The sequence below is a fragment of the Streptomyces sp. Ag109_O5-1 genome (assembly GCF_003814875.1).
Lineage (GTDB): Bacteria > Actinomycetota > Actinomycetes > Streptomycetales > Streptomycetaceae > Streptomyces > Streptomyces sasae.
In genome coordinates this window covers 4,934,672-4,950,971 of record NZ_RKQF01000001.1, presented here as the reverse complement: position 1 = coordinate 4,950,971, position 16,300 = coordinate 4,934,672, and the positions used below count along the sequence as shown (strand labels likewise).

The 16,300-nt window shown below is 71.7% G+C and carries 10 protein-coding genes; 8 read left to right on the top strand and 2 right to left on the bottom strand.

The window, feature by feature from the left end:
• Positions 1-244: 244 nt before the first annotated feature.
• The 4 genes from EDD90_RS22430 to EDD90_RS22415 all read left to right on the top strand — a co-directional run bounded on the left by EDD90_RS22430 (position 245) and on the right by EDD90_RS22415 (position 4,641).
• Positions 245-856, top strand: coding sequence for a response regulator transcription factor (locus EDD90_RS22430; RefSeq protein ID WP_003948568.1), 612 nt, complete (start codon positions 245-247; stop codon positions 854-856).
• 277 nt (positions 857-1,133) lie between these two features.
• Positions 1,134-1,721, top strand: a complete 588-nt coding sequence (locus EDD90_RS22425) for a sigma-70 family RNA polymerase sigma factor (protein WP_123974751.1) — start codon at positions 1,134-1,136, stop codon at positions 1,719-1,721.
• A gap of 187 nt (positions 1,722-1,908) precedes the next feature.
• The gene (gene guaB / locus EDD90_RS22420) at positions 1,909-3,411 is read left to right on the top strand and encodes an IMP dehydrogenase (protein WP_123974750.1); all 1,503 of its coding nucleotides are present in this window, start codon (positions 1,909-1,911) and stop codon (positions 3,409-3,411) included.
• Between the two features lie 105 nt (positions 3,412-3,516).
• The gene (locus tag EDD90_RS22415) at positions 3,517-4,641 is read left to right on the top strand and encodes a GuaB3 family IMP dehydrogenase-related protein (RefSeq protein WP_123974749.1); all 1,125 of its coding nucleotides are present in this window, start codon (positions 3,517-3,519) and stop codon (positions 4,639-4,641) included.
• Positions 4,642-4,750: 109 nt separating this feature from the next.
• Here the strand turns inward: EDD90_RS22415 and EDD90_RS22410 are convergent, their stop codons facing one another.
• Complete coding sequence (locus tag EDD90_RS22410; RefSeq protein WP_123974748.1) at positions 4,751-5,959, bottom strand: nucleotide sugar dehydrogenase; 1,209 nt, start codon at positions 5,957-5,959, stop codon at positions 4,751-4,753.
• Positions 5,960-6,248: 289 nt separating this feature from the next.
• On the opposite strand from EDD90_RS22410, the gene EDD90_RS22405 reads away from it, so the two are divergent.
• Entirely contained in the window at positions 6,249-7,955 is a 1,707-nt protein-coding gene (locus tag EDD90_RS22405; protein WP_123974747.1) for a glycerol-3-phosphate dehydrogenase/oxidase, read from the top strand.
• A gap of 99 nt (positions 7,956-8,054) precedes the next feature.
• On the opposite strand, the gene EDD90_RS22400 is transcribed toward EDD90_RS22405, so the two are convergent.
• Positions 8,055-9,098 (bottom strand): serine hydrolase, encoded by a 1,044-nt coding sequence (locus tag EDD90_RS22400; protein ID WP_123974746.1) that lies wholly within the window; start codon positions 9,096-9,098, stop codon positions 8,055-8,057.
• Positions 9,099-9,267: 169 nt separating this feature from the next.
• Here EDD90_RS22400 and EDD90_RS22395 point away from each other — a divergent pair, with 169 nt between their 5' ends.
• The 3 genes from EDD90_RS22395 to EDD90_RS22385 all read left to right on the top strand — a co-directional run bounded on the left by EDD90_RS22395 (position 9,268) and on the right by EDD90_RS22385 (position 16,168).
• Positions 9,268-11,358: a serine/threonine-protein kinase gene (locus EDD90_RS22395; RefSeq protein ID WP_123974745.1), complete on the top strand. Its 2,091-nt coding sequence runs from the start codon at positions 9,268-9,270 to the stop codon at positions 11,356-11,358.
• 296 nt (positions 11,359-11,654) lie between these two features.
• Positions 11,655-14,249 (top strand): protein kinase, encoded by a 2,595-nt coding sequence (locus EDD90_RS22390; RefSeq protein ID WP_123974744.1) that lies wholly within the window; start codon positions 11,655-11,657, stop codon positions 14,247-14,249.
• 266 nt (positions 14,250-14,515) lie between these two features.
• The gene (locus EDD90_RS22385; RefSeq protein ID WP_123974743.1) at positions 14,516-16,168 is read left to right on the top strand and encodes a serine/threonine-protein kinase; all 1,653 of its coding nucleotides are present in this window, start codon (positions 14,516-14,518) and stop codon (positions 16,166-16,168) included.
• Positions 16,169-16,300 lie beyond the last annotated feature (132 nt).

Below are 16,300 nucleotides of genomic sequence, written 5' to 3'. Positions count from 1 at the left end.
GCATTGGATGTGATGAAAAGTTGAGGGTCTGACGTCCATGTCTCCACCGTGTCCGCCCCCTCACGTAGAGTGCCGAAGACGGCATGCAGCCCCGTAACTCTTTCGAGTGACCGTCGTTGAGAGTGCGGTGGCGGTTGAAGCAACAAGCGCTCGGGCAGGCGTCCGAGACGTTCGACCGCACAGGTGACGATTCCGTACCAGCCTGGAGGCTCAAGGTGACGCGCATCAGCTGCGGAGGGCGGTCATGACATCCGTCCTCGTCTGCGACGACTCCCCGCTTGCCCGAGAGGCGCTGCGCCGCGCGGTCGCGACCGTGCCCGGCGTCGAGCGCGTGACGACGGCGGCCAACGGCGAGGAAGTCCTCCGCCGCTGGGGCGCCGACCGCTCCGACCTGATTCTGATGGACGTGCGCATGCCCGGACTGGGCGGCGTCGAGACCGTGCGCCGGCTGCTGTCCGCCGACCCCGGCGCGCGCATCATCATGCTCACGGTCGCCGAGGACCTGGACGGCGTGGCCCTGGCCGTCGCCGCCGGCGCCCGCGGCTACCTGCACAAGGACGCCTCGCGCGCCGAACTGCGGGCCACCGTGACCCAGGCCCTCGCCGACCCGACCTGGCGCCTCGCACCCCGGCGCCTGCGCTCGGCCGAGATGGGCGCCGCGCCCACCCTCACCGCGCGTGAGATCCAGGTCCTGGAGGGCATGAGCCACGGCCGCTCCAACGCCGAGATCGGCCGCGAGCTGTTCCTCTCCGAGGACACCGTGAAGACCCACGCCCGGCGCCTCTTCAAGAAGCTCGGCGCCTCCGACCGCGCCCACGCGGTGGCCCTCGGTTTCCGCTGGGGACTGGTCCGTTAGTACGGCGGTGAGCTGCGCCGCAGCGGGGATGCGGACCGACCGGAAGCCCCCGCCTACCCCATGGTGGGCGGGGTTCGCAAGGCGGATCGCCGCAGGGCCGCTGCTCGTTTCGGCGCGGATGCCGCATCCTTGAGGTGTGGAGTCTCTCGGGGACGAGTCGTTCGAGCGGAAGGGGAGGGCGCAGGGGATGAGTGCCGGCGCACCTGCTCATAACGCTTCGGTGCACAACGACGGACGCGGTGCCACGCAGCCGACGGCGGCAGGGCACCATGGACCGATGCGCGAGGACGAGGCGGTCACTGCCATAGGGACGATCGGTGCTCTCGTCCACCGCGCCGTAGACGGGGACGAGCAGGCCACGCACGACCTGCTCGCCCATGTCCACCCACTCGCGCTGCGCTATTGCCGTACGCGCCTGTCCCGTCTGCCGGGCGACGCCCGGCACTTCGTCGAGGACCTCGCCCAGGAGGTCTGCGTGGCGGTCCTCCTGGCCCTGCCCCGCTATCGCGACACCGGCCGCCCCTTCGAGGCCTTCGTCTTCGCGATCGCCTCCCACAAGGTCGCCGACCTGCAAAGGGCCGCGATGCGCCACCCGGGCTCCACGGCCGTCCCCTCGGACGAGATGCCGGAACGCCCCGACGACTCCCTCGGTCCCGAGGAGCGGGCGCTGCTCAGCAGCGACGCCGAATGGGCCAAGAAACTCCTGGCCAACCTCCCCGAGAACCAGCGCGAGCTGCTGCTGCTCCGTATCGCGGTGGGTCTCACCGCCGAGGAGACCGGCCAGATGTTGGGAATGTCACCGGGCGCGGTGCGGGTGGCCCAGCACCGGGCGCTGAGCCGGCTGCGGGCGCTGGCCGAGCAGTAGCCGGCAGTGGCCGACGCGGTTCAACCACCCTGGCCGAACGGGTTCAACCGCCCCCGATGAACAGGCGTACTCCCGTTTCCGTACGAACATACGAAGCCCGGAGCTGAGTCGTACCGTGGAATTTGGGACCCGTGCTTCCCGTTAGCATGGACATCCGCACCGTTCAAGGCCATTTGGGGAAGGTGTCATGACTGCCAACGTCGACGGAGTGCCCGGAAAATTCGCGACACTCGGGCTGACCTACGACGACGTGCTGCTGCTGCCGGGCGCATCCGAAGTGCTCCCCAACGCGGTCGACACCTCGTCCCGTATCTCCCGCAACGTCCGGGTCAACATCCCGCTGCTCTCCGCGGCGATGGACAAGGTGACCGAGTCCCGCATGGCGATCGCGATGGCCCGCCTCGGCGGCGTCGGCGTGCTGCACCGCAACCTGTCCGTCGAGGACCAGGTCAACCAGGTCGACCTGGTCAAGCGGTCCGAGTCCGGCATGGTCACCGACCCGATCACGGTGCACCCGGAGGCGACCCTCGCCGAGGCCGACGCGCTGTGCGCCAAGTTCCGCATCAGCGGTGTGCCGGTCACCGACCCGGACGGCAAGCTGCTGGGCATCGTCACCAACCGTGACATGGCCTTCGAGTCCGACCGCAGCCGCCAGGTGCGCGAGGTCATGACCCCGATGCCGCTGGTCACCGGCAACGTCGGCATCTCCGGCAGCGAGGCCATTCAGCTGCTGCGCAAGCACAAGATCGAGAAGCTGCCGCTGGTCGACGGCGAAGGCGTCCTCAAGGGCCTGATCACCGTCAAGGACTTCGTCAAGGCCGAGAAGTACCCGAACGCCGCCAAGGACTCCGAGGGCCGCCTGCTCGTCGGTGCCGCCGTGGGTGCCAGCCCCGAGGCCCTGGAGCGGGCCCAGGCGCTCGCCGAGGCCGGCGTGGACTTCCTGGTCGTCGACACCTCGCACGGTCACAACAGCAACGCCCTCAGCTGGATGGCGAAGATCAAGTCGAGCGTGAACGTCGACGTGATCGGCGGCAACGTCGCCACCCGCGACGGCGCGCAGGCACTGATCGACGCCGGTGTCGACGGCATCAAGGTCGGCGTGGGCCCCGGCTCCATCTGCACCACCCGCGTGGTCGCCGGCATCGGCGTCCCCCAGGTCACCGCCATCTACGAGGCCTCCCTCGCCGCCCGCCCGGCCGGTGTCCCGCTCATCGGCGACGGCGGCCTGCAGTACTCCGGCGACATCGGCAAGGCCCTCGCGGCCGGCGCCGACACCGTGATGCTCGGCAGCCTCCTCGCCGGCTGCGAGGAGTCGCCCGGCGAGCTGCTCTTCATCAACGGCAAGCAGTTCAAGTCGTACCGCGGCATGGGCTCGCTCGGCGCCATGCAGTCGCGCGGCCAGGGCAAGTCCTACTCCAAGGACCGCTACTTCCAGGCCGAGGTCTCCTCCGACGACAAGCTCGTCCCCGAGGGCGTCGAGGGCCAGGTGCCCTACCGCGGCCCGCTCGCCAACGTGCTGCACCAGCTCGTCGGCGGTCTGCGCCAGACCATGGGCTATGTGGGCGCGGCCACCGTCGACGAGATGGAGTCCAAGGGCCGCTTCGTGCGGATCACCGCCGCGGGCCTCAAGGAGAGCCACCCGCACGACATCCAGATGACGGTCGAGGCGCCGAACTACAGCCGCAAGTAGTCACCAGCCTTTCCCGAGGGCGGTCCCGGACACACCGGGGCCGCCCTTGCCTTGCCCGTCGGCGATACTGGAAGACGCTGAAACGCAGAGGGAAAGGCCACAGACGTGACTGAGATCGAGATCGGGCGCGGCAAGCGCGGCCGCCGGGCGTACGCCTTCGACGACATCGCCGTCGTCCCCAGCCGCCGTACGCGGGACCCGAAGGAGGTCTCGATCGCCTGGCAGATCGACGCCTACCGCTTCGAGCTGCCGTTCCTGGCCGCCCCCATGGACTCGGTCGTCTCCCCGGCCACCGCGATCCGTATCGGCGAGCTCGGCGGCCTCGGCGTCCTCAACCTCGAAGGCCTCTGGACGCGGCACGAGGACCCGCAGCCGCTGCTCGACGAGATCATCGGGCTGGACGCCGACACCGCCACCCGCCGCCTCCAGGAGATCTACTCCGCCCCCATCAAGGAGGAGCTGATCGGCGCGCGCATCAAGGAGGTGCGCGACTCCGGCGTGGTCACGGCGGCCGCGCTCTCCCCGCAGCGCACCGCGCAGTTCTCCAAGGCGGTCGTGGACGCGGGCGTGGACATCTTCGTCATCCGCGGTACGACGGTCTCCGCGGAGCACGTCTCGTCCTCGCACGAGCCGCTGAACCTGAAGCAGTTCATCTACGAGCTCGACGTCCCGGTGATCGTCGGCGGCTGCGCCACCTACACGGCGGCCCTGCACCTGATGCGCACGGGCGCGGCGGGCGTCCTCGTCGGCTTCGGCGGCGGCGCCGCGCACACCACGCGCAACGTGCTCGGCATCCAGGTCCCGATGGCCACCGCGGTCGCCGACGTGGCCGCCGCCCGCCGCGACTACATGGACGAGTCCGGCGGCCGCTACGTGCACGTCATCGCCGACGGCGGTGTCGGCTGGTCCGGCGACCTCCCCAAGGCGATCGCTTGCGGCGCCGACTCGGTGATGATGGGCTCCCCGCTGGCCCGCGCGACCGACGCGCCGGGCAAGGGCCACCACTGGGGCATGGAGGCCGTCAACGAGGAGCTGCCGCGCGGCAAGAAGGTCGACCTCGGCACTGTCGGCACCATCGAGGAGATCCTCACCGGCCCGTCCCACACCCCCGACGGCTCGATGAACCTCTTCGGCGCCCTGCGCCGCGCGATGGCCACCACCGGCTACAGCGAGCTGAAGGAGTTCCAGCGCGTCGAGGTGACGGTGGCGGACTCGCAGCACAAGCGATAGGCCTCACGGCAGCCGGAAGGCCGGTCACCCCGGGTGGGTGACCGGCCTTCCGCGTGCGAGGAGGAGGGTGCGGGGAGGAGGGTTGCGAGGAGGAGCGCGCGGGCGGCGCTCAGAGCCGGTGTGCCGCCCCCGTCGGCGTCGCCCCGCGCGTGTCCAGCAGCAGCTGCGCCTTCACCGACAGTCCCTGGAGGTCGTACGTCCGGTGCTGCTGGACCAGGATCGTCAGGTCGGCGTCGGCGGCCGCCTCGTACAGGGAGTCCGCGCGCGGAACCGGGCGGTCCAGGACGCTCCAGGACGAGATGTGCGGGTCGTGGTAGCTGACCGAGGCGCCCAGCTCCATCAGCCGGATCGCGATCTCCCGCGCGGGGGTGCTCTGCTGGTCGGCGAGGTCGGGCTTGTAGGTGACGCCGAGCAGCAGCACGCGCGCGCCGCGGGCCGACTTGCCGTGCTCGTTGAGGAGGGCGGCGGCGCGCTGGACGACGTAACCCGGCATCCGGGTGTTGACCTGCTGGGCCAGTTCCACCATCCGCAGGCCGCGGCCGGCGAGGCCGGACAGGTCCTGGGAGACGCCGTGGCCGCCCACACCGGGCCCGGGGCGGAAGGCCTGGAAGCCGAACGGCTTGGTCTCCGCGCAGCGGATGACGTCCCACAGGTCGACGCCCAGTTCGTGGCAGAGCACCGCCATCTCGTTGACGAGGGCGATGTTGACATGCCGGAAGTTGGTCTCCAGGAGCTGCACGGTCTCGGCCTCGCGCGGGCCACGCGCGCGTACCACCTTGTCGGTGAGCCGGCCGTAGAACGCGGCGGCCGACTCGGTGCACGCGGGCGTGAGACCGCCGATGACCTTGGGGGTGTTGGCCGGGGTGAAGTCGCGGTTGCCGGGGTCCACCCGGCTGGGGGAGTAGGCGAGGTGGAAGTCGCGGCCCGCCCGCAGTCCGGAGCCCTTCTCCAGCAGGGGGCGCAGGAAGTCCTCCGTCGTGCCCGGGTGGACCGGCGACTCCAGGATCACCGTCGTGTACGGACGCAGCCGCTCGGCCAGGGTGCGGGCGGCGGCCTCCACCTGGCTCAGGTCGAGGCCGCCGTCGGCGCCGCGCGAGGTCGGCGCGCAGATCACGGCCGTCCGCACCCGCCCCAGCTCGGCCGGGTCCTTGGCCGCCCGGAAGCCCCCCGAGAGCATCCGGCGCAGCTCGGCGGGGCTGAGCGAACCCGCCTCCGGACCGGTGGCGTACCCGATCGTGGAGATGCCGGCGGTCACGGCGGCCTGCGCGAGGGGCAGGCCGTAGGGACCGAGTCCGATGACGGCGAGGTCTGCGGGCATGGCGTGGGCAGTCCTTCCCAGTAACCGAAGCGGGACAGGTGCGCAAGCCCGGTGGACAGGATGAGCGAAGCGCAATGTCAGACTAGGAGTAAATATGAACGTTATGCGGGATTGTGTTCATGTGTCTTCCGGGGGTTCGGGGACCGTTGTCCACAGGCTGGGGGCGAGTGGTGGCTGAAGTCGGGCAAGCCGGTCAGAATTTGGGGTGGGCCCCGGCTGCCCGGTGCGGCCGGCGCGACCGATGACCGACGACGAGCGATGACCGATGGCGGCAGAGCGGGAGGCAGCGGTGAGGACAGCGACACTGGGGCCAAAGCAGCGTGCGGAGTCCCTGGCGGCCATGGCCGAGCGCGAGCTGGACGTGCTGGTGGTGGGCGGCGGAGTGGTCGGTGCGGGCACCGCGCTGGACGCGGCCACCCGGGGCCTGAACACCGGCATCGTCGAGGCCCGCGACTGGGCCTCCGGCACCTCCAGCAGGTCCAGCAAACTGATCCACGGCGGCCTGCGCTATCTGGAGATGCTCGACTTCGCCCTCGTCCGCGAGGCACTCAAGGAGCGCGGCCTGCTCCTGGAACGGCTCGCCCCGCACCTGGTCAAGCCGGTGCCGTTCCTCTACCCGCTCCAACACCAGGGCTGGGAGCGCCTGTACGCCGGCTCGGGCGTCGCGCTCTACGACGCGATGTCGATGGCCCGCAGCCACGGCCGGGGCCTGCCCGCCCACCGTCACCTGACCCGCCATCACGCCCTGCGTGTCGCGCCCGCGCTGCGCAAGGACGCCCTGGTCGGCGCGATCCAGTACTACGACGCCCAGATGGACGACGCCCGCTATGTCGCCACCCTCGTGCGCACGGCGGTGTCCTACGGTGCGAAAGCCGCCAACCGCGCGCGCGTCACCGGGTTCCTGCGCGAGGGCGAACGGGTCGTCGGGGCCCGGGTGCAGGACGTGGAGGGCGGCGGGGAGTACGAGATCCGCGCCCAGCAGGTCGTCAACGCGACCGGGGTGTGGACCGATGACACCCAGGCGATGGTCGGCGAGCGCGGCCAGTTCCACGTCCGCGCGTCCAAGGGCATCCATCTGGTCGTCCCGAAGGACCGCATCCACTCCACGACCGGCCTGATCCTGCGCACCGAGAAGTCGGTCCTGTTCGTCATCCCCTGGGGCCGGCACTGGATCATCGGCACCACCGACACCGACTGGGACCTCGACAAGGCCCACCCGGCCGCCTCCAGCGCCGACATCGACTACCTGCTCAACCACGTCAACTCGGTGCTCGCGGTACCGCTGTCCCGCGACGACGTCCAGGGCGTGTACGCCGGGCTGCGGCCGCTGCTGGCCGGCGAGTCCGACGCCACCAGCAAACTGTCCCGCGAGCACACGGTCGCGCATCCGGTGCCGGGGCTCGTGGTGGTCGCCGGCGGCAAGTACACGACGTACCGGGTGATGGCCAAGGACGCCGTCGACGAGGCGGTGCACGGGCTCGACATGCGGGTCGCGGAGTGCGTCACCGAGGACATCCCGCTGCTCGGCGCGGAGGGCTACCGGGCGATGTGGAACGCGCGGGCCCGGATCGCCGCCCGCACCGGCCTCCATGTGGTGCGCGTCGAACACCTGCTGAACCGGTACGGCTCGCTGGCGGACGAGATCCTCGACCTCGTCGCCGCCGACCCCGGCCTGGGCGAGCCGCTGTCGGCCGCCGAGGACTATCTGCGCGCCGAGGTGGTCTACGCGGCCTCCCACGAGGGCGCCCGCCACCTCGACGACGTCCTCACCCGCCGCACCCGCATCTCCATCGAGACCTTCGACCGCGGCACCCGCAGCGCCCGCGAGGCCGCCGAGCTGATGGCACCGGTCCTCGGCTGGGACAAGGACCAGATCGAACGCGAGGTCGAGCACTACGAGAAGCGGGTGGAGGCGGAACGCGAGTCCCAGCTCCAGCCGGACGACCAGACGGCGGACGCGGCGAGGCTGGGAGCGCCGGACATCGTCCCGCTGTAGGTCTCGTCCGCGGCGGCCCGCTCGGTTCCACCCGGAGGCATCGAACCTCACCCGAACGAGCGACCCGGGGCCGGGATCTTCCCCCGGACCCCGGCCGTTCTACCAACTGCGAGGGCAGAACTCGGCCGCGAGCAGTGCGGGTTCGAGGTCCGGGTCCGCCACCGCCGTCGTGTTCACACGGAACGTGAGGACACGACGGCCGCCGATCGACGCAGCGCTCCGCACATAGCTGCCCTCGATCCGGCCGTTGTGCCCCCACACCGTGGTCCCGCACGGCAGCTTCACAGGAAAGATCCCCAGGCCGTACACGCCATGTGCGGCACGGGTGTCGAGCATCTCGCGCAGCCGGCGCGGGGGCAGCAGCTCGCCGTCCAGCAGTGCCGCGTAGAAGCGGTCCAGGTCGTCGAGCGTGGTCACCAGCTCACCCGCCGCGCCGGCCACGCGCGGGTCGAGCTCGGTGACGTCGGAGCCGTCCGCCGCGTAGGCGCGGCCGTGCGGGGAGGGCAGTGAGGTGCGGGTGCCCGGGAAGGAGGTGCCCGTGAGACGGAGGGGGGTGATGATGCGACGCCGGGCCTCGACGGCGTAGGAGTGACCGGTGACCTGCCGGATGACCATGCCGAGCACGACGTAGTTGGTGCTGGCGTACGAGTAGCGGCCCGGCCGGGTCGAAGGGAGGGTGAGCGAGACGCGTACGGCTTGAAGCGGGGTGAGAGGGACGAGCCCCCGGGTGACCGTGGTGAAGTCGGCGAGCCCACTGGTGTGACTGAGCAGCGCGCGCAGGGTGATCCGCCGCCCGTCGGTGCCGCGCCCGCGCATCAGCCCGGGCAGATACCGGTCCACCCGGTCGGACAGGGACAGCCGGTGTTCCGCGGCCAGTTGCAGTACGACGGTGGCGATGAAGGTCTTGGTGATGCTGCCGGCGCGGAAGTGGTCGGCGCGGGATATGCCCCGGCCGGCGACCGCGTAGCGGACGTCGTCGCCGTCGTGGACCAGGAGGGCGGCGGCGGGTGCTCCGCCTTTGGTGACGAACTGTGACAGGAACGGGTTCGTGGCCTCCGTCGAGGACGCGGAACCGGCGATCACGGGGGTGAGCAGCAGGGCAAGAGAGACCGGTATGGCCACCAGTGTCCGAAGCGACGGCATCCGGGTCCTCCCTTGTCGCGGCCCATCATCCCGGCCCGAGTGACGCCCTCGTCACCGGGGGTTCCGATCGGCCGGCCCCGATGTGCGGTCAGGGGCCCCCTGGGCGTTGGGCACTTGTCGGGTGAGGGACAATGGAGGCTCTGTCAGGGCGGGTTGCATGAGGGGACGCATGTCGGAGGCGGAGCGGGCGGGTACTTCTCGTCAGGGGACTCGTCAGGACAACAGCGAGCGTCTTCTCGCCGGGCGGTACCGGCTGGGAGGAGTGCTCGGCCGCGGCGGCATGGGCACGGTGTGGCGGGCCGAGGACGAGACCCTCGGCCGGACGGTGGCCGTCAAGGAGCTGCGGTTCCCGTCGAACATCGACGAGGAGGAGAAGCGGCGCCTGATCACGCGCACCCTGCGCGAGGCCAAGGCGATCGCCCGGATCCGCAACAACAGCGCGGTGACGGTCTTCGACGTGGTCGAGGAGGACGACCGGCCCTGGATCGTGATGGAGCTGGTCGAGGGCAAGTCGCTGGCCGAGGTCATCCGGGAGGACGGCCTGCTGAAGCCCAGGCGCGCGGCCGAGGTCGGGCTGGCGATCCTGGACGTGCTGCGGTCGGCACACCGCGAGGGCATCCTGCACCGGGACGTGAAACCGTCCAACGTGCTGATCTCCGAGGCCGACGGCCGGGTCGTGCTCACCGACTTCGGTATCGCCCAGGTGGAGGGCGACCCGTCCATCACCTCCACCGGCATGCTCGTCGGTGCCCCCTCCTACATCTCCCCGGAGCGGGCCCGCGGTCACAAGCCCGGCCCGGCGGCCGACCTGTGGTCGCTCGGCGGCCTGTTGTACGCGTCCGTCGAGGGCGCCCCGCCCTATGACAAGGGGTCGGCGATCGCCACGCTGACCGCGGTGATGACCGAGCCGCTGGAGGAGCCCAAGAACGCCGGGCCGCTCAAGGACGTCATCTACGGGCTGCTCACCAAGGACCCGGCCCAGCGGCTCGACGACGCGGGCGCGCGGGCGATGCTCAACTCGGTGATCAACGCGCCGGAGGAGGTGCCGGCGGACGCCACCCGGGTCGTACCGCTGCCTCCGCAGCCCGACGCGCCGGTCGAGGAGAAGAGCGCCGGGGCCAAGCGGGGCGAGGAGGCCGGGGAGAAGCTGCGCGGGAAGCTGCGGTCCGTGCGGAAGGCCGCCGCGTCGGCGAGCGCCTCGGCCGCGGCCAGGACGAAGACCGGCGACGCGGGTGCCGACGCGGCCGGCACGGCCGGTACCGGCGTGGGCGGCGGCACCGGATCCGGTTCCGGCTCGGGAGCGGGTTCGGCCGGGACCGCGCGTTCGGGTTCCGTCGGTGCCGGGGGTTCGGCCGTCGGTGGCGGGGCCGGGTCGACCGGTTCGCCGGCCGGGGGCAAGCCCACTGCCGGGAAGGCGAGTTCGGGGTGGCCGCAGATGCCGCCGCCGGATCTGGACCTGGCGCCCCGGCCCGTGCCCCGGGCACCGCTGACCGACGTGGTGCCGAAGCGGACCCTGGTGATCATCGCCGTGGTGGTGGTGCTGGCGGTGCTCGGTACGGTGCTCGCCCTCACATGGGGCGGCGGCGACAGCGACAGCAAGGGGAGCGGCAAGAGCGGCGGTTCCAAGGCGGTGGCGACCTCGGGTGCGAGCGCGAGCGCCGGTTCCGGTTCGGGGTCCGGCGGCGGTTCCTCCACCAAGGACGACACGAGCGGCGGCACCAAGACGGACGGGGACACCTCTGCTGCCTCGACCTCCGGCAGCGACGCGGACTCGGACGCGTCGAGCGACGACAGCACCTCGGCGTCGAACTCCAGTGGCAGTGACAGCGGGTCGGCGGTGAAGACGTACAAGGGGAGCCAGGGGTACTCGATCGGGCTGCCCAAGGGGTGGAAGTTCCAGACCAGCAGCTCCGCCGGAGACCGGTTCACCGGGCCGGACGGTCAGAAGCTGCTGGTCGCATGGACGAGCACACCCAAGGACGACCCGGTGGCCGACTGGGAGAACCAGGAGCGTTACATGGTGCGCTCCCAGTACCAGAAGATCCGCATAGCCCAGGTGAGCTATCGGAGCTGGAACACGGCCGACTGGGAGTTCACTTACGTCGACGGCGGTACCAAGTACCACACGATCGACCGGGGGTTCGTCGTCAGCTCGGACCAGGGGTACGCGCTGATGTACACCGCGAAGGCCGCCGGCTGGAGCAGTGAGCTGCGCAAGGACACCTGGAAGACACTGACGGCGTCCTTCGACCCGAATTGATTCCTCCCCTCCGGCGTTCGTTTTCACCTGGCTCCGCGAGGGACGCCGCAGCTTTGCTCCACGCCCGGCATGCCGCATGCAGCGACGCTCTTCGTCGCTGTCCCCGATGCGATGCCTCCGTGGGTGAGCGCCTGGGTCTCCTCGCGAGAGACCCGGTGACAAATTCGCATCCCCACAATGCGAATTGCCTCCGGCACGTATCGTGAGTGGTTGCGGACCGTACACATCCAGGTATGGATACGGAACGGGCCGCGAAACGAACGGATTTGACCAACCGGGCGGCCGGGGGAGGCAACGTGGACGACTATGCGGGTCGGGTGCTCGCCGACCGCTACCGCCTGCCGCTGCCCCCCTCCGACGAGTACGAACACACCGAGACCCGGGCCTTCGACACCTACAGCGGGCAGGAAGTGTTCGTCCGGCAGGTGCCGTTGCCCGAGGTGGTCGAGGCGGAGGTGCTCGACGCGGAGGGGCTGCCCGACGGGTTCACAGCCCGTGACCGTGGTACGCGCCGACCGCCGGCGGCCCGCACCGCGACACGCCGGCCGAGCGATCCCGCGGTGCGCCGTGCCGTCGAGGCCGCACAGGCCGCCGCCCGGATCCCCGACCACCCACGGCTCGACCAGGTCTTCGACGTGTTCGCCGAGGGCGGTTCGCTGTGGATCGTCAGCGAGGCGGTCGCCGCACGGTCGCTGGCGGCGGTGCTCGCCGAGCAGCCCCTGACCCCGTACCGGGCGGCCGAGGTCGCCTCCGACGTGCTGATGGCACTGCGGGTGCTGCACGCGCACGGCTGGGTGCACCGCAACATCACCGCCCGCACGGTCCTCGTCTGCGACGACGGCCGGGTGATGCTGACCGGCCTCGCGGTCGGGGCGGCGGAAGAGGCGCTGTGCGGGTACGACCCGGTGCCGGTTCCGGAGGGAGACAGCGGAGGCGAGGCCGGCGGTCCCCGTCCGGTCGGCCAGGCGGAAGGTTCCTCCGGAGTCGCGGGAGTCGGCGGACAGGGTGGTACCGGCGGGCAAGGCGGTGTGCCCGGTGTCCCGGAGGCGGATCCCGAGGCCGCGAGGCGCGCCGCCATTCAGGCGCGGGCTGCCGGTGGCCTGCCGTCGGCCGGTCCGGACGAGGGTTCGGGCGAGAGCGGTACGGGCGCGGTGGAGCGGCGGGCGCTGGAGACCGGTGCGGACATCCGGGCCGCCCGGGCCGGGGCGATCGCCGCGTACCGGGCGGGGGCCAGGGCCGCGGCCCGGGTCCAGGAGGCCCAGCAGAACGGGCGGGCCGCGCTGCCCGGCGCCCGGCCGCCGGCCGACGCCGACACCGGCGCGCCGCAACCGCCGTACCTTCCGGGACAGGCCAACGGCGGGACGCAACCGCCGTACGCCAACGGGCAGGCGCAGGCGCAGGGGCCGGGCGGGCCGCCGGGGCAGATCGCGGATCCGTACGGTGTGCGGGGCGCGCCCTCGCCCTGGCACGGAGCCGTGCCGCGCCCCCAGCCGGGTGCGAGCCCGGCGGTGGCGGCCGATCAGGAGCGCACCGCGCTCCCGGCGCCCGGCGCCGAGGTGCCCGCCCTTCGTCCGAACCAGCAGCAGGCGGTGCTGCCCGCGCAGGGCGCGGTCCGCTGGGCCGAGCCGGCCGCTCCCGTCCCCGGGCGGCGCGGGCCCGCCACCGCGCTGGCCGCCGAGCGGGCGCGGCAGGTGCGGATGACCGTGGTCGGACCGGTGACCGAGCGGTGGGCGCCGGAGCAGGCCGGGCCGGTGCACGAGAACTGGCAGTTGGCGGCGCCCATCGGACCGGCCACCGATCTGTGGGCGCTCGGCGCGCTGCTGTTCCGGGCGGTGCAGGGACACGCGCCGTATCCGGAGGAGTCGACGGCCGAACTGGTCCAGTTGGTGTGCTCGGAGCCGCCCGCCTTCGCGGAGGAGTGCGGGTCGCTCAGGCCGGTCGTGGAGTCGTTGCTGCGTCAGGACCCCACCGAGCGGCTGGACTTCGAGGAACTGCGCGGCTGGCTGCGTTCGCTGGTGCGGTCCGCGCCCGAGCCCGACGCCGGTACGTATGTCGTCGCCGCTCCGCCCGCCGACCCCAAGCGGCTGCCGATCGTCCGGCGCCGCGGGGAGCTGGTCCGCAGGCGCAAGGCCGGGCTCCCGGCGACCCACGGCCGGCACAAGCGGGCCCGGCAGGAGGCCAGGTCCCCGCGCAGACTGGGCCGTACGCTGCTTCTGCTGGTCCTGCTCCTGCTGGCCGCGGCGGTCGCGTACGCCATGCTGTTCCTGCCGAAGAAGGGCAGCGCGGACGACAGCGGCGCGGGGACCGGTGACCGGACGGGCGCGGCCGGCGAGGTCAGTACCGCGCCGAGCCCGAGCCCCAGGTCCACCCCGACGCCGACCTCGACTCCGTCCACGGAGACGCAGACCACCTCCGGTTCGACCGGCGGCGCCTCCGTCGGCGACGGGTTCACCCTGCGCAGCGACCCGGACGGCTTCCAGGTCGCCGTCGCCAAGGGCTGGAGCCGCACCCCGAGGAACGGCAGCGGCCAGGTGATCTACTCGCACGGGAAGTTCGAGCTGATCGTGGTGGCCGGGCGGGACAGCGCGGCGGCGTACGGGAACGACCCGATGACGTATCAGCGGGACAAGGAGCCGGAGCTGCAGCCGTACCGCGACTCCAGCTGGGCCACGGCAGGCGGGCTGCGGACCATCACGGTGGGCCAGCAGGTGTCGGCCGAGGGGCAGTTCACGTGGACGGACAGCCAGGAGGGCGACCTGTTCGTGCGCAACATGGTCTTCCTGATCGACGGGCGGTACCACATCGTGCAGGTGCGCGGCCCGGAGTCCGAGCGGGACGAGGTCACCAGGCTGTACGAGCAGGCGTCGGCGACCTACAAGTACACGGGCTGAGCGGCGGTCGTACAGGTACACGGGCTGAGCGGCGGTCGTACACGTACACAGGCTGAGCGGCGGTCGTACACGCACCCGGGCCGAGGCGTGGTCAACGCGTTGCCGGGGTGGTTGGTTCCCGTTCCCATGAGGGGATTTCGTTCACATCCCGTATGAGAAGCGAGAACCGTCACAGTGCTGTCTCCATGGGACCCCGCTGGTTCCATGACCGCAGGCCGGTCCTTAGTCTGACCCTGACAAGAGCATTGCGGGGCAACGTGAATCAGATGCAGGGCCTGCTCATCGCGGGCCGCTACCGGATCGCCGACAGTATCGGCAGCGGCGGCATGGGGCGGGTGTGGCGCGCCCACGACGAGGTGCTGCACCGGGCGGTCGCCATCAAGGAGTTGACGGCCGCGCTCTACGTCTCCGAGAGCGAACAGGCCGTCCTGCTGGCCCGCACCCGGGCCGAGGCCCGGGCCGCGGCGCGTATCAACCACTCCGCGGTCGTCACCGTCCACGACGTGCTCGAACACGACGGCCGGCCGTGGATCGTCATGGAACTGGTCGAGGGCCACTCGCTGGCGGACGCGGTCAAGGAGCAGGGGCGCATCGAGCCGCGGGAGGCCGCGCGGATCGGGCTGTGGGTGCTGCGCGCGCTGCGTGCCGCGCACAGCGCCGGTGTGCTGCACCGGGACGTCAAGCCGGGCAACGTGCTGCTCGGCCGTGACGGCCGGGTCCTGCTCACCGACTTCGGCATCGCGCAGATCGAGGGCGACACGACCATCACCCGCACCGGGGAGGTCGTGGGATCCGTCGACTATCTCGCGCCGGAGCGCGTGCGCGGGCACGATCCGGGTCCCTCCTCCGACCTGTGGGCGCTGGGCGCCACGCTGTACACGGCGGTGGAGGGGCGCTCGCCGTTCCGCCGCACCTCACCGCTGACCACCATGCAGGCGGTCGTGGAGGACGAGGCCGGCGTGCCGCTCAACGCGGGCCCGCTGGAACCGGTCATCACCGGGCTGCTGCGCAAGGAACCGGCCGAGCGGCCCGGGCCCGAGGAACTCGAGCAGATGCTCGCCGAGGCGGCGGAGGGACGGCGGCCGAGCGGGGCGCAGGCGTATGTGCCGACGGGACGGTCGGGGTACGACATCACGGGGATGGGGTCCGGCATCGGCTCGGGTACCGGCACCGGTACCCGTCTGCAGTCGGCCGCCGGCACGCCGTATCCGCCGGTGACGATCGGGTCCGTGCCCGCGCCCGCACCGGCGAAGCGGTACCGCCTGCGTACGTTCGCCCTGGTCGTCGCCCTCGCGGCGGTCGTCGGCGGGGGAGTCGCGGTCGGGCTGCAGCAGTTCGGCACGGGCAGCTCCGGCGGCTCCGGCTCTGCCTCGTCGGCTCCGGCTGCCGGTACCAGTGCCGGCGCCAGTGCTTCGCCGAGCGGCGGGATCGGTCAGGGGACGGTTCCCGTCGGCTGGGAGCGGCGCAAGGACCCGGTGGGCTTCAGCATCTCCCTGCCCAAGGGGTGGAAGCGGTCCGTCTCCATCGACCAGGACGGCCTCCAGCAGGTCGACTTCACGCCCGACAAGGGCAAGCACCTCGTGCGGGTCGCCGTCGACACCGCGCCGGACTTCAGCACCTCGTACGCGCACATGAAGAACCTGCAGCAGCAGGTCTCGAAACGGCTGATCGACTACAACGAGCTGACTCTCAAGGAGGAGCTCTTCCGCGACCAGCCGGGCGTCCGCTGGGAGTACACCTGGAACGCGCGGGCCCAGGACGCGCCCCACTACTTCCCGGGGCCCTACCATGCGATCGACGTCGGGTACATGAACAGCGCCGGCACCGAGTACGCCGTCTACGAGGCCTCACCGGCCGACGACTGGGACACCACCAGCAAGCAGTTCGAGGTGATCCTGCGGGGTTTCCAGGAGGGCTGACCCGAGAGTGGAACAGCGCGCCGCCGTCCTTCCCGGGACGGCGGCGCACTCGGCCGTTCTCCGCGGAGGCCCAGCCGGCCGCTCACCGCGGAGGCCCAGGCGTGGTCCGTGCGAGAACGGACTGTCGTGCGC

Excerpts from the sequence above, each read along its gene's own strand:
- guaB (WP_123974750.1), top strand. The coding sequence starts at position 1,909 with ATGACTGCCAACGTCGACGGAGTGCCCGGAAAATTCGCGACACTCGGG.
- EDD90_RS22410 (WP_123974748.1), bottom strand. The coding sequence starts at position 5,959 with ATGCCCGCAGACCTCGCCGTCATCGGACTCGGTCCCTACGGCCTGCCC.
- EDD90_RS22385 (WP_123974743.1), top strand. The coding sequence starts at position 14,516 with ATGCAGGGCCTGCTCATCGCGGGCCGCTACCGGATCGCCGACAGTATC.
- EDD90_RS22400 (WP_123974746.1), bottom strand. The coding sequence starts at position 9,098 with ATGCCGTCGCTTCGGACACTGGTGGCCATACCGGTCTCTCTTGCCCTG.
- EDD90_RS22425 (WP_123974751.1), top strand. The coding sequence starts at position 1,134 with ATGCGCGAGGACGAGGCGGTCACTGCCATAGGGACGATCGGTGCTCTC.
- EDD90_RS22430 (WP_003948568.1), top strand. The coding sequence starts at position 245 with ATGACATCCGTCCTCGTCTGCGACGACTCCCCGCTTGCCCGAGAGGCG.
- EDD90_RS22395 (WP_123974745.1), top strand. The coding sequence starts at position 9,268 with ATGTCGGAGGCGGAGCGGGCGGGTACTTCTCGTCAGGGGACTCGTCAG.